This is a genomic window from Sphaerospermopsis reniformis, assembly GCF_005402885.1.
GTDB classification, from domain to species: domain Bacteria; phylum Cyanobacteriota; class Cyanobacteriia; order Cyanobacteriales; family Nostocaceae; genus Sphaerospermopsis; species Sphaerospermopsis kisseleviana.
Map to the genome: position 1 here is coordinate 1 of NZ_BJCE01000134.1, position 15,370 is coordinate 15,370.

The 15,370-nt window shown below is 36.3% G+C and carries 6 protein-coding genes and 1 pseudogene; 1 reads left to right on the forward strand and 6 read right to left on the reverse strand.

Features of this window, described 5'->3' with window-relative positions; translation table 11 throughout:
• Positions 1-123: 123 nt before the first annotated feature.
• Both FFR48_RS17530 and rpe read right to left on the reverse strand, forming a co-directional pair.
• A complete protein-coding gene (locus FFR48_RS17530) occupies positions 124-987 on the reverse strand; it encodes a M23 family metallopeptidase (protein WP_137668260.1) in 864 nt (287 codons plus the stop codon).
• Between the two features lie 751 nt (positions 988-1,738).
• Positions 1,739-2,446 carry a ribulose-phosphate 3-epimerase gene (rpe, locus tag FFR48_RS17535; RefSeq protein ID WP_137668261.1) on the reverse strand — a complete coding sequence of 236 codons (708 nt, stop codon included), beginning with the start codon at positions 2,444-2,446 and terminating at the stop codon, positions 1,739-1,741.
• Positions 2,447-2,689: 243 nt separating this feature from the next.
• Between rpe and FFR48_RS17540 the strand changes: the two genes are divergently transcribed.
• A complete protein-coding gene (locus FFR48_RS17540; protein ID WP_371851458.1) occupies positions 2,690-4,279 on the forward strand; it encodes a S8 family serine peptidase in 1,590 nt (529 codons plus the stop codon).
• Positions 4,280-4,580: 301 nt separating this feature from the next.
• Here FFR48_RS17540 and FFR48_RS17545 read toward each other — a convergent pair whose 3' ends face one another.
• The 4 genes and pseudogenes from FFR48_RS17545 to FFR48_RS30595 form a co-directional block, all read right to left on the reverse strand.
• Complete coding sequence (locus FFR48_RS17545) at positions 4,581-10,106, reverse strand: DEAD/DEAH box helicase family protein (protein ID WP_137668263.1); 5,526 nt, start codon at positions 10,104-10,106, stop codon at positions 4,581-4,583.
• Positions 10,107-10,195: 89 nt separating this feature from the next.
• Positions 10,196-10,594, reverse strand: coding sequence for a type II toxin-antitoxin system VapC family toxin (vapC, locus tag FFR48_RS17550; protein ID WP_137668264.1), 399 nt, complete (start codon positions 10,592-10,594; stop codon positions 10,196-10,198).
• On the reverse strand, positions 10,591-10,881 hold the full coding sequence (locus FFR48_RS29520; RefSeq protein WP_228051969.1) for a hypothetical protein: 291 nt from the start codon (positions 10,879-10,881) through the stop codon (positions 10,591-10,593). The genes vapC and FFR48_RS29520 overlap by 4 nt, the downstream gene beginning before the upstream one ends.
• Before the next feature lie 722 nt (positions 10,882-11,603).
• Positions 11,604-15,246 (reverse strand): annotated as a pseudogene (locus FFR48_RS30595) (Eco57I restriction-modification methylase domain-containing protein); the annotation flags it as partial.
• Positions 15,247-15,370: the final 124 nt, after the last annotated feature.

A 15,370-nucleotide genomic window follows, 5' to 3' on the forward strand; every position in this document is an offset into this window, starting at 1 on the left:
TCTCTTGAAATCCCAAAAAATGCACACTTTTTCCGGTATACCCTTCAAAACCCTTGCACTTTTTTCCTGATTTTCCACCTGAAACCCTTGATTTATCAAGGTTTTAAGTTTATTCAGCAAACCCTAATTACTAGCTTGCTGGAAATTATCAAAATTATCAGAACGAATTTGACTACCATTGCGCCATACTTCTACTTTTTCTGGACTAACTAAGTAAGAAAAAGAACCGTTATCTGCTCGATATTTATTTTCACCAACATTCCAAGCAAGTATCTTGACAGCTTGACTCGTATCTTGCTTTAATTGCCCAATATAAAAAAGTTGACCATTTTCGTTACAGACTTGAATACGAGCTTTTGCAGTTTCACCTGTGATCACTATAATTCCAGTACATTCGTGATTAACTTTTACGGGTGAAACATTGATGGGAACGGGTTGTGAAGGTGAAACTGGTTTATCTAAGGGTAGTTTAGCAGTGGTGGAAGATGATAAAAGTTTCAGAGGATCAATTGCTAATCGACTATTTTGATAAAATTCAAAATGCAAATGAGGCGCTGTACTGTTACCTGTTGATCCCATTTCTGCAATAATTTGTCCTTGAGTCACCGTTTGACCTTTGCTAACTAACAAACGATTATTGTGACCATAGACTGTCATAGTACCATCAGGGTGTTTAATTTCAATAAAATTACCTAATCCCCAATCATCCCAACCAGCTTTTACCACTTTACCAGATGCAGCCGCATAAATAGGAGTTCCCATAGCACCCGCAATATCAATTCCTTCATGTTGATGTTTACGGAAACCTTGGGAAATTATCCCCTGAGTCGGCCAAATTAAGTTGCTACTAGGTAAAGGAGTTTGGTTAACTGCGGAAGCTTTGACTACTGGAGGTAATGCAGAGGTAGTTGTACTAATAACAGATGTTAAAGATATCAACCCTATCAAGATATAAGCACATAATCGAGAAATAGTATTTTTGTTCATAAAAAACTCTACTCTCAAGTTCTTTTCTAAAGTTCTTTATTTGCTGTTTCAGCATTACTCACCTAGTATCAGGAAAATTGTTACCATGCGGTATGTTTATAAGAAAATCGAGTAAGCTAAAACCACGCCCGATCAAGTATCGGAACTTGGTGGACATACTTTATCGAACCCTGATGAATGTGGATATGAATTTGGCAGATGGACATCATCAAGACTAGCGACATATCTAGGGGTTGCTGAGAAAGTCTTTCCGTGAGGGCATAGGAGTCAGGAGTCAGGAGTCAGGAGTCAGGAGAAGATTTGAAAATTTCTTTGCCATCTCTTGAAATCCCAAAAAATGCACACTTTTTCCGGTATACCCTTCAAAAATCTTGCACTTTCTTTCCTCCTGGTCAGCCTCAAACCTTTGATTTACGAGTATTTTGGGTTTATTCAGCAACCCCTAAATAAAACCCTTATCCCATAATAAATACTGGCATTATTCATTATTGACAAGTTTAAAAAAAGAAGTCGGGGATCTAAAATCCAGATTTCATCAAAAAAATAAACCCCCGACTTCCCAAAGAAATCGAGGATTTAAGTAAAATAGCATTTACCAAGTTAGTGAGGTACAGAGTTTTTTATCTTAGGGAATTGGGAATTGAGAATTGGGAATTGGGAATTGGGAATTGAGTGAGAATAAATTAGGGTGTACCTCATGAGACTGGGAAACGCTATATTCAGTTAACAGTATTCAGTTAACAGTATTCAATTAAACAGCCGCTAATTCCTTAGTAGGAGGCTTACTGTTACGAATGTTATTGATTGCTTCTGCATAATCAGGAGCGTTAAACACAGCAGAACCCGCTACAATAGCATTAGCGCCGGCTTCCAAAACTTGCCAGGTGTTATTGGCTTTGAGTCCACCGTCAACTTCGATCCAAGGATCTAAACCGCGTTCATCACACATTTGACGCAGTTTACGAATTTTGGGAACTACGCTAGGAATAAAGCTTTGTCCACCGAAACCGGGGTTAACGCTCATAATTAGCACTAAATCACACAGTTCCAGTACGTATTCAATTAATTCTAAAGGTGTACCGGGGTTTAGCACAACACCAGCTTGTTTACCAAGTTCTTTGATTTGTCCCAAAGTCCGGTGTAAGTGAGGTGAAGCGTTATGTTCAGCGTGTACAGAAATAATATCCGCACCAGCTTTAGCAAAACCTTCTACATATTTTTCTGGTTCCACAATCATTAAATGGACATCCAGAGGTTTGGTTGTAATCGGACGAATCGCCTCCACAACCAGAGGACCAATTGTAATATTAGGTACAAAACGTCCGTCCATTACATCAACGTGAATCCAATCTGCTCCCGCTTTGTCTACAGCACGAATATCGTCACCCAGACGACTAAAATCTGCTGATAGGATAGATGGAGAGATAACTATAGGCTTTTGAGATGGGTTTTGGGTCATGGTTAGCGGGTTCTTAATCGTCCTTGTCTGTAGGCATTGTAACAAAATATGGATTTTTTGGAAATTGGTGATTGGGGATTGGTGATTGGGGACTAGTACCGCTTCGCGGAAGTCAAAAGTCAAAAGTCAAAAGTCAAAAGTCAAAAGTCAAAAGTCAAAAATAATAGGTCGTAAGCTTTTTAGCGATTGAGAATGGTTGGTTTATTTACGCCGTGCTGTACTAGGGACTAATAACTAATGACTATGAAAAAATTCTGGATAATCTGCGGTTTGGCTGTTTCCTGTTTAACTGTGCCTGTATTGGCATTTGTAAAGTTGAGCAGTTCTCTGGGCAGTAGTGGTATTGATGCACTTAAATTACATCAACCACCATACAATTTAACTGGGCGCAAAATTGCGATCGGTCAGGTAGAAATCGGTCGTCCTGGTATGTTTGGGTTAGATAAAGCAGTCTCTAAAAATCGCGCTATTTCTCCTGTAGCTGTGTTTTTACGCAATACACCAGCTAAATCAAATTCTGGTGTAGACCCTCATGCTTATAATGTGGCTACGGTGATGATCAGTAAAGATAAAGCTTGGACAGGAGTTGCACCAGACGCAAAATTATATTCTTCTGCGGTCGGATCTACCAGAAATATGGGTCAAGCGGAAGAGTGTTTATCCACTCAACATATAGCATTACAAAATGGTGGTGATGTTCGTGCGATTAACTTTAGTTTTGGTGAACCTTTGTACCGTGATCCTCGACCAAATGCGGTTTTAGATGGTCAAGCTTTGCTGACTTTATGTATTGACTGGTCAAGTCGGGTGCATAATGTGGTGTATGCGATCGCCGGAAATCAAGGCAAAGGTGGGATTCCCATTCCTACAGATAATTTTAACGCAATTAACGTGGCTTTTTCATCTGCTAGGGAGGGAATTTTTAATAAAGTTCATGTTTCTAATTTAGCAGGAAATAATCAAGGAGTAGGCGATCGCCTCGCAGGTAAAGAATTTAATATTGGTGGACGCAGATCCATCGGTTTAGTTGCTCCTGGTAGTAATATTCCTGTAATTAATCCCGATGGTAAATTAAACAACGCTACAGGTTCAAGTTTTGCTGCTCCTCACCTAACAGCTACCATTGCATTATTACAAGAATTTGCCGATAGACAGTTAAGAATTAAACAACCAAATTGGACTATTGATGCAAGAAATCATCAAGTTATGAAAGCTGTATTATTAAATTCAGCCGAAAAAATTCAAGACAGTGGTGATGGTTTGCGGTTGGGAATGACCAGGACTTTAGTTGATAGGCAAAATCGAGATTGGTTTATTTCCGATGCTTACAAAAATCCCAAAATTCCCTTAGATGATCAAATGGGTGCTGGACATTTAAACGCCTTTCGTGCCTATCAACAATTTATGTTTGGTCAATGGCAACCTACCACACCTGTTCCGGCTATTGGTTGGGATTATAACAAAATTAATGCTAATTCTGCCTTAGAATATAGTTTAGAAAAACCATTAAAACAAAATAGTTTTGTTGCTGTCACCTTAACTTGGGATCGATTAGTAGAATTAAATGATAAAAACCAAAATCAATTATATGATGAAGATGAAACTTTTATAGATAAAGGTTTAAATGATCTAGATTTATTTCTAGTATCAGCAGATGGACAAAAAACGGAAATTTCTACTTGTGCTTCTGTGAGTGAAATTGACAATGTAGAGCATATTTTTTGTCCTGTGCCTGCTAATGGTAAATATAAAATTCGTGTGCAGTTTCAACAACAAGTCAACGAACCAACTCAAGCTTATTCCTTAGCATGGTGGACAGTTCCCGGAAATTAGCTATTTGATAATAGTGGTTAAAATCACATTATTATAACTAATATAAAATCATGAAATATTCTGAATTATGACGTATTAAACCACAACCATCAATATCAAAATAGATTTCTGTATCTCTGATTTTTGCTTTCATTGTTAATTTTATCTCAACACATTTACACATTTATAGACATTTGTTGGGCTTCACTTTGTTCAACCCAACCTACAAAAATCCTACAAAAATCCTTAACCGAACAGTATTGACATGAAACCTATTCACATCATTACAGAAACATCATAAATTTTTCCATAAATGGTCAGTTTACAAACTCCCTAAACCCTTCAAATTCTCACGCCAATCCTCATCGTACAGCAAAGTTATAACTTGATAACTAGCATTATACCTGAGATTATCGCGCTCAATTTTATCTTGCTTTTTCTGTTCAGGACTATCATGAACTGAACCATCACAAAAGAGAGCGATCGCTTTTTCCTTATACACAAAATCTGGTTTACAATTTGCTTCAGGAATCAATTCCTGTGCAGCATCAGGTAATTTATACCCCCGTTGATAAATCTCCTGTAAAACCACTCGTTCAAAATCAGAGTTTGGATCTGTTTGAGAAAGCAATTTTTGATATTTTTCACTGCGGTCTATATCTGATATTTCTACTGTACTTGTTTGCAGTTCATCCAGTAAAGGTTTAATCAGATGACGATTAATTAACGGATGATCAAATTGATTCCTGTAGGAAAGTAAACACTCATAGCAAGCTTGAATACAGCTATCCTTGGGTTCTAAGAAATGACAGATATCTAAAGCAGCATTGGCAATTTTGATAAAAGCATCTGCTTGTTTTAATAGTTGGGATAAAACTCCAGCACCACCTTCTGATGCTTCCCAAAATAGTAAATATTTTCCTTCTCCTAATCTTTCTGAGTCCAGTTCATCTGGTTCTAATTTATAAACTGCTTGAATTGCTGTTTCTAGGGTATGTTGGAGAGTAGCAATAAAGGCTTCTTTGTTATCTTGGGGAACATTCAAAGGTTCGATGACAAGAATATTGCAAGTGTCATCTACCATTAAATTTACTTCGGTGTGTAAGGTTTCTGAAGGTAAATTTGTTGGTAGTGAGTTGGTTTGTAAATTATTTTTTGTATCTCCCCAATTACCTGTTTTAGTATCTAATTTAAACCCTCTTTCTTCGGTGTTTTTCTTCAGTCCTCTATTGATACGCCATAATTTAGCTGTTGCTCCATAGGTTAACTTAAATAATGGTGTATTATCTGCTGCTAAAACTGTGCCAGATTCTGGTTTTTGATCTGCATAACGGAAATGGGTAGTAATATTATAACCATATTTCAATCTTTCCTCTTCATCGCAGGTAATACGTTCTCTTCTGCGAGTAAATGCTGTCTCCATTGACAACACACGATTTAATTTAGCTAGGTTTTGAGAACTATCAGGTTTAATTTTTGCACCGCAGTTTTCGCAGGTATCACGCGCATCATCTAGATGGAAATAACCACAGTTAAAACAACAGCTTACTCTTTGATATTGACTTTCAATTCCCCCTACAGGTACTTTGGTTTTTGACACCATAAATTTACTACCTTCATAGTAAATAATATTACTGGGTGCAAATTCTCGTAAAGCGACAACACGGGGACGAGAGATAAATTCACCCCCATCATTAGTGGGTATAAATACTCTCACAGGTAAGCGGGGGAAGTTAAACCCTGGTAAAAATCCTTCAGCAGCAAAGTAGCGGTAGGGATAAAATTCAAATTCGCTATTACTCTTACCTTGGTTTTGTCCTACCAGTAAATCTATTTGTCGTTGTGCTTCTCTTGCTTGAGCTTCAGCGTTTTTGCGTTCTTCATCTGTAACATAACCAGCAGCAGAACGACTAATTATGATGTTAGCCTGATCTCTTTGTTTGACAGCACCATCATAAAGTTCACGCCACCGCTTGCAGCATTTTTTCTCAAAGGTATTCAGTGCATTTTCTAGGGTAAATTGTAGCCAATGTACAGAATACCAAGAGGCTTTTTGTAAATCACTTTGACAAAAAGTATCTGCAAGTATTGACCGAGTAGCTTGGAGACATTCAGCTAATTTTGCAGGACTAAGTATTAATTGTTCACGTACACTATTTTTCAGGGGATAATTAGTAACATCTAAATCAAGAATTTTGTTCATGGAGTCATCTAAATAAACTCCTGTATGTGCTAACCAAATTGAATACACATGAGATTTAACTAAATCTTGATTTGCTAATTCTAACTTAGGCGGAGCAACAGCACCAGCTACCATTTGCTGTTGACGTTGGAAGAAATACTGATCATGTCCACTACCAATGGCAGCATAAGTTATTACCAAAGCCTCCTGTCCACTCCTCCCCGCACGTCCGCTACGTTGGGCGTAATTTGCGGGACTGGGGGGAACATTACGTAAGTGAACCACACTCAAGTCAGAAATATCTATACCTAATTCCATTGTCGGAGAACAGAATAAACTCGCTAATTCTCCTTTTCTAAATCTTTCTTCCCGTTCTTGACGTGCTTGAGTTTTAACTTGTCCTGTATGTTCTCGCCCTTCCATTGCTTTAATAGTTTGGGCGTTAGTTTGATAAAATTCTTGAAAGAATCTATTAACAGGTATTTTGGCATCTTCTTGACCCTGTAAACGCTTAGATGCAAGAGGGTCAGGGGAAATTTCAGTTAATATTGTAAATTTCCATACCAAGGAACTAATTTGTAATTGAATCCCATTTTCAGTAGTTAAAAAACCACCATCAGCTAAGGCTGCAACGAAGGTACTAATTAAACTATTGTACTCTGTTTCTGTTAATGATTCACTGCGTAATGACCAAGCTTTAGGAGAACGTAAAAAACGCCCTACTTTACTTCTACTGGTTAATTTTACCGGGGCTTTTTGGTGAGATTTTGGTTTATAATTACCATCAATAATGGCAAATTTGGCAAAATGCAATTGTTCATTTTCATCAAATACCCAAGGTTCTTTAATTGCTTGAATAATTTCTTTCTTTAAAGAATCTCTGTTATTAAATTGCAGTAAATTAACATCAATAGCTAATTCTCGACGGAGATGATTTAATAAAGCTAAAGCAGCAGTCAATCTTTCTTGAGGAGTTGCTTGTAACAAAACTGGATGACGGTGTTTATTCCAAATAGCTTTATCTGTACAAATTTCCTCTAACCCATCATATTCAATTACCAAAAGTCCACACTGTTCTAAATTAGGTTGAACTAAACGCCATCCCCTGCGTAAGTCTTCATAAAGACGATATTCAATTAAGTGTTGAAAAGCCTTTTCATTGCGTGTTTTACCTCTACCAAATTCTGCCACTTCTCTAGCATAATCTTTTTGAGATATTCCCATTTGTTTAATAACTTCACTCACTAATTCACCGTGAGTAAGTTTACCTTTACTTTGCAATGCACCTAATAAAGCAGCACGTAAAAAACTGGTTTGCACAAAATCATTAAAATGCCCCGCTTGTAATGAGGCATCTTGGCGATTATCGGTAAAACTGAGAATTTTGGCAGCTTGGGCTTTTTCGCCTGTGAAAACTTGTTTTAGACGGCTGACAGTGGATAAACAGAGGAGGGTGGTAGCGGTACTTCTACCTTCACTACTCAAGCGCGAAAGTTTGGTAAATTCGTTTTTATTTCCATCATGAACTACACCACAATTTAAACACACGCGAAATGGTCTAGGAACAAACCAACAAGTTGTTCCTTGTAATGGAGAAGTTGTAACTTTTCCGTTGGGGAGAATTTGTAATTTTTGGGGAATGAATTTAGCATAATCTTTTTTAGGAACTCGTCCTTTCTTTTTAGTTTCCGTAAACCAGGAGTCAGGAAGTCTTTCTTCATCTTTATAAGCATCCCAAATATGAAAATTAGGTTCTGGTTCATCTAAGGTAAGATAACCAGCTTGAATATCAGCATATTCAGGATTCATATCTAATGCTGTGGGGAGTTGGGGAAGGACTATTTGTTTATCTTCGTTGTAATTAACAACATAATAATCATGTCCGCATTCCCGACAAAAGACGAGGGGATAAAGTAACCGTTCTTCTGTGGTGGTATATTGTCCTTCTAGGGTGAGGAAGCGTTTTTTTGGACTTTCAATGGTAGAGTAAACGCTACCACCTTGGGAGATAAATTGATGAAGTCGAAAAGCTAAACCTTTAACTTTACTTCCCCATAAAAACATCTGTTTAAGGACATCTAAACAAATATCAAAAGAAAATTGAGTTTCATCAGCTAATTTTTCTGCGCCATTTTCTAAACTTATGGGTGTTCTTCTCACAAGATGACCTTGTTTATCTTCTAAACCAAAGGTCATTTCTATCCAATAACTTAAAGGATGATTTTGGAAATTCTCTAATGTTTGTTCTGTCTCTGGTGGTAAACCTCTATCAATGCTTTCTCGTAGTTCTGTAATGGTAGGTTGAGGACGTTTGATAGAACGTTCTAAGGTTTCGTCAATGACGTTATCAGGTTTAATTTCCACACCAAATAATTTACTTGCGACATCTGCAACTACTTGACGACGTTCTGTGCGTGTTCCTTCTGTGGACATGGTAGCACTTGTACCAATACATAATAATTCGTAATTCGTAATATTTCCTTCGGAAACGCTACGCGAACGTAATTCGTAATTATTATTTCCTGCGGAAATGTTGTGTGGAGGTAATTCGTAATTATTATTATTTCCCGACTCCCGACTTACGACTCCCAACTCCCCATTATTTCCAATTTTTCCACAACGTTGACGTAATTTTCTAATTAATATCGCTACATCTGCACCTTGTCTACCTCTATAAGTATGCAGTTCATCTAATACCAGGAATTTTAATTCTGGGGATGCAACAAGTTTTTCTTCCTGGGTGCGGGAAAGCATTAATTCCAGCATCACGTAGTTAGTTAATAATATGTGAGGTGGGTTATTTTGAATTTCGGTTTTTGTACTTAAACTTTCTTGTCCGGTGTATTTAGCAACGCGAATATGACTATTAGGAACGTTGTTAAGAAATTTCTTTAATTCTTCTTCTTGGGAGTTGATCAGGGCGTTCATAGGATATACTAATATTGCCCTAACTCCTTGAATTTCTGGATGACGCAGTAAGTCATCAAAAATGGGGACAACATAAGTCATGCTTTTTCCTGAACCTGTACCCGTTGTTAATACATAAGGTTCTTGTTTTTGGGCAGTTTCAAATGCTTGTTTTTGGTGATAATGGAAATTAAAAGGATGACCATTTTTAGAGAAGTATTGTGTACAGTCAGGATGGAGAATACCGTTTTTTACTAATTCATTGACTGTTGCACCAGGGCGATATTTAGGATTTAATTGTACTAGGGAGTTTGTCCACAGTTGTCCTTTTTCTAGTTCTTGATTGACAAATTCTTCGACTCTAGGATCACGAATTTTTAAGAAACTTTCTATATATCGACGATAATCGCCTATAATTTGATTACGGAAATTGAATATATCGAGATAATTCGTAATTCGTAATTCATAATTCGTAATTACGGAAAGTTGGGGGGTGCGTCCTAAGCGTTGATCTATATATGCTAATAATTGATTAGCAAAGGTTTGTGTACAGGTGTCAGGATTAAAGATTTCTGTGATTTCTTTATCATCCCATTCTTGGGGAATATGGGTGAAAATTAAATCAATTTGTTCTGGGGTAAGTTCAGCAATATTTGTACAGTCTACTAATGCTAATTTTTGTCCCATGAGGGAACTAACAGATAATATTGCTGCTTCTGGTTGTTGGATGAGTTCTTGTAGTTTGACTGGGATTTTCATAATTCGTAATTGTCTGAATCAGGATTTACAGGATTTAAGGATTTACAGGATATAGTTTGATGTTTAATGTATTTTGTAATTTGGTGATTTCAAGATGTTGAAACTTGAATTAAACCAAGATGATTAACAAAAGGGATAAAATCCTTATCACTAAATAAAAGCTGGTTTTGGTTTTCAATACAAAAAGTTGCAATAATTACATCAGCAGTTTTGCGAATAGTAATACCTCTTTTCCTAAGAAATCTATAGTTATCAACACTTTTGATAGCAATATTTAATCCTAACATCTCAAAAATCTGTAGAGAAGTTAGTAATTCTTTTGCTGTTTGATATCCCTCATCTGCACGAAAACCTTGTAAAACTTCAGTCAAAATTAAATCACCAATAGCAATTTGTTCTACTCCTAACAGTGTATCTAATTTATTGGTTTCTGGTGTTTCTACACCATTAAAATAGTCTATCCATACGCTTGAATCTACAATAATCATCCGTTTGTTCTCATTTCTTCTAAATTACCTTCCCATTTCAGTTTTCCTCTATAGGCTTTAATTTTTTCTTGCTGCTTTATTATCTTTAAATGATGTATTTCTTGTTGAAAACTATTCCAGTAATTAAACTGTTCATTTGGTAGGGGTTGATTATGATATGCAGCTTTTTCACTACAACCTCTTTCGATTATAGTCAGTAAGTTATTGACAACATTGATAAAGTTATCATCATTAGGTAGGTTTTCTATCAATGTGTGATAGATTTTTTGTTCTAATTCGCTATCCATAGGCTAGAATAATTTTTGTCTGAATCAGGTGGTTATCGAGCGACCTGTACTGAGCGCAGTCGAAGTAAGTCGAGATAATGTCCAGGATTTTAGGATGTACAGGATGTTATTGATAATTTATTGGTGGATATCTAAGATTATAAAATACAATTATCCTTATATGCAACTAATAAAAGCAGATAATATAAAACTTTACATTTCATTGATTAATTTTTTTTTGTTTGAATCAGGATGTCCAGGATTTTAGGATTTACAGGATGTTATTGATAATTTATTGGTGAATATTTAAGATGATAAAATACACTTATCTTGATTCTGACAAAATAATTAGGGGTTGCTGAGAAAGTTTTTCCGTGAGGGCATAGGAGTCAGGAGTCAGGAGTCAGGAGGAGATTTGAAAATTTTTTTGCCATCTCTTGAAATCCCAAAAAATGCACACTTTTTCCGGTATACCCTTCAAAACCCTTGCACTAATTTCTGTGTTTATCAGCCTCTAACCTTTGATATATCAAGGTTTTAGGTTTATTCAGCAAACCCTAATTACGAATTACGAATTACGAATTACGAATTACGAATTACGAATTACGAATTACTAATTACTAATTACGAATTACGAATTACTAATTACTAATTACGAATTACGAATTACAAATTACGAATTACAAATTACGAATTACGAATTACGAATTACGAATTACGAATTACGAATTACGAATTACGAATTACGAATTACGAATTACTCTATCCCATGCTTCTAATACTAATCTTTGGGTTCTATATTCTCCATATTGCTTGATTTCATTGTTCTTTAATACTCTAAATGTTTCACTGGGAAAATCTGCACCATACACATCCGCAGGATCTAATATATATCGTAGTTCTTCGCGGGTGAGTTGGTAAAGTTTGGCGTAATATGCGTCTAATTCTGCTCGAATTAAGGCGCGTTTGTTGGGATTCCAAATAAATGGTTCTCCGTTATATCCCATGTCTTGTGCGAAGGGTTGCATATCCCAGGATGTGTACACTAATTCGAGGACGCGGGGGGCGATATATTCTATGTCTTTTTCTGTGTATCTTTCTGGGGGAATAACAGGAAGTTGTTTAATAAAAAAGAAAGCTAGATTATTTCCTGCTAATTTTTGCCTACAAATAAAATCAAAAATTAGAGAATTTAAATTAGCATAAAAAGCAGAGATTAGCTTAGTGTCTTTTTCTTGTGTTAGGAATAAATTGATGCTATCACCACAACCACTAAGAGGTAATATACTTGCAATAAAAGTTCTTTCATTTTTAGAAAAAGATATTTTTCTTCCAGCTATTAACCATTTTTTATTCCATTTTTCACTTAACCTATTTTCTACATCACCTTTATTAACCCAATAACGAGGCTGAATAGAGAAATTATTTTGCTGCTTGATTTCAGTAGAAGGTTGAGGTAATATCCCAACATTTAGATTTGCTTGTGTTGCACCTTCATAAGTTGAGTAACGGTGATCAAACTGGTGAAACATCTTCGCTTCATAAAGAGGAACTAAGCCATCACCTGCTTGATTTTTAAATAAACTGCTATCATTAGCCATGTGAAACATTGCCATAAATGAAATACACCAAAGATTATTATCTGTCTTTTCATTTTCCCAAATAGGAACTAACTGATAAATTCTTTTTGTTAGTTCACCATCCTGACGTGTGCGGAAAATAGGGCAATTAAAAGTGTTAGGATTAATAAGAGCGAAATCTGATTTAGTAAGATTTACTTGTCTAGCGAGTTCATTTGCTTGTGTAACATTTGAAGCAAACCAAGAAAAGTTCATTTCCATGAAATCCACTTGTGAACCACCAAGAAAAAGAATACAGAAAGATACTCGGTGATCAATACCAGGAAATAAGAATTTTTCATTTTCAAATCCTTGAATTCTCAAAAGACTTGATGATTCCACTAAATCACGAAAAAATTTCGATGTAGTTGCATCAGTAGCAATTCCTAAAGGTAAAATCACCCCAACTCTACCATTATCATTAATTAAACATCTGGTAGTTTCCGCAAACACAGCATAAGTATTAATATCACCCACAGCAGTTAACGGAAATCTCCCCGACTCCCGAATAAACTTACTTTGTGCTTCCGCATCATGTTTAGCATCCTCAAAAGCTTGTGCTAAAGCTGGATTTTTCTTAGGTAACTCCTTAATCAACCTTTCCCGCGCTGCTTTATTTGGTGCGTTTGCAATATCCAAACTGCGAGAAGCGAAAAACTCCTTTTCTTGTAACTTAATTCTCTCCCAAGGAGGATTACCCAAAACACAACTAAAACCTTTCGGTAATTCGTAATTCGTAATTCGTAATTCGTAATTACTTGAATTTTCGGGTTGAGGGTTGAAAACTTCGGGGAATTCTAAAGGCCAATGAAAGAAATTCTTTTCCTGTGCTAACTTATTCGCAGCTTCAATTAACCCTTGTAATTCGTAATTCGTAATTCGTAATTCGTAATTAGAATCTGAATTAAGAACCTTTTGGACAGTTTCCCGTTTTAACCTATCTATAGTTGCTGTAGTTGGTAAAAGTTGTAAATTATGTTCAGTTAAATACATGAAAAATGCCGCAGTCCATAAATTACAAGCTGCTTTTTTCAACCACCAATGATTATCTAAAAGATTATCTTGATATTTTCTCTCTTTTTCTTTAACTTCCTGGGGTGTATTTTCCGAAAAGTCCGCTAATTCTTGCCATAATTTCGCAAAGATGTAATTATCATCAGCAGCAGTTTCAAAAATAGATAATTGTCCTTGGTTTTCCCGTTCTTTCTTATTCCGCTTCTTAAAATCAGTCGCTAACTTCTTATCATCACCTGTCACCGCTTTAAAAGCATCATCAGGAATACCTGCATCTAAACAATCTAAATCCAAAACACCAACGAGAGAATTACCGCATTTTATCCGATGATCTAAAAAGTTCAAAGGTTTACCAGTGGCAAAACCTTCAATCCATAAAGCTACCTTACACAAATCTACCGCTAAAGGGTTCAAATCTACGCCATAAATACAATTTTGAATCACATCACGCACAGCTTGACGTAAAGGTTCTGGTGCTGGTTGAGATTCCCCTGTTCTTACTTTCGCTAATTCCTTTCCTATGCGTCTTGCTGCTGCTAATAAAAAATGTCCAGAACCACAAGCAGGATCTATTACTTTTATGCTTAATAGGGATAATTCGTAATTCGTAATTCGTAATTCGTAATTCGTAATTCGTAATTTGGAATTTGGAATTCGTAGTTTGTAATTCGTAATTATTGGAATTGGCAGTTTTCTTTTCAGCTTGGCGCAATTTTTCCTCAATAACTGGTTCTAATGCGGTTTTAATTAACTGTTGGACAAGTTGGGGAGGGGTGTAATAAGAACCTGTGGTTTTTCTATCACTTCCAAATACTAAATTAAACTCATATATGCCTTGATTTTGTTTAATTTGGGGGTGAAAATCTAATAAACTTTCATAGACACTTCCCAATTCTTCCACATCCAAAGCCGCATAATTTACCCGGCGTGTTTGACCTTTATCTTCATACAAAGATAAACACCGAATGGCAGTTAATAAATCATAATTATCAATACCACAATCATCTAAATCTGTCAATGTTTGTGAACCAAATAAATCACCATTTAAAGGCGATAAACCTAATATTTGTCCGCGCCAATCTTCATCAAATAACTTAAATGTCACCCGTAAACCTTGCCAAATATCTTGAAAACCTTCCCGACGATAGCGGGGACGTTCTGCTAATTCTCTTAATCTTTCAATGCTGTAATATTCTAAATAAATTCTCGCTTTTTCTGGGTCTTCTCCTATCAATAATAAGTTGCGAGATTCTGCCACCATTAAGAATAAGAGACGATAAATTAATCTTAATAATTGGCGATAATAACCTATTTCATTTAACCCATTACCAGTAGCTAATTTTTGGCGGAGATTTTCACTATCACGATGTTGTAAAAAACCATTACCTAGTTGTATTAATGCTTTTTCTACACCATCGCGGAGGCGATCGCGTACCCTTCCCCCTTGCTGCAAACTCTCTTGATGGTAATATTCCAACAAGCACTTATCCGCATCATCCGCAGTTTGGGGTAAACGGGAACGGTGGAAAAGCCGATAAAATAGACCAAATTCGGCAAAATTTTCGCCATTAAGAATCTGCTCTAGGTCAAATTCGATATAAGTAAGGCGAGTCATCAAAGACGAATCACGTAATAACCGCCAACGAAAACCATTAGTAGTTATAGCCCAAAGATGCTCAGTCTTGTTGAGATATTCCTGTACTAAAGCGTGTGCTGATAACCGGGGTGTGCCACTGGGAGGACGTTTATCAATAGACCTGTCCGAAAATTAAAAAGGCAGTCTGTGTATGGCTTTGAGGATGTTCTCATTTCAGCCAGACTTGACGTAATCATCAGGGCTAGAGATAGTTACTGTTAGTATAGCCCGGAAAAAATGC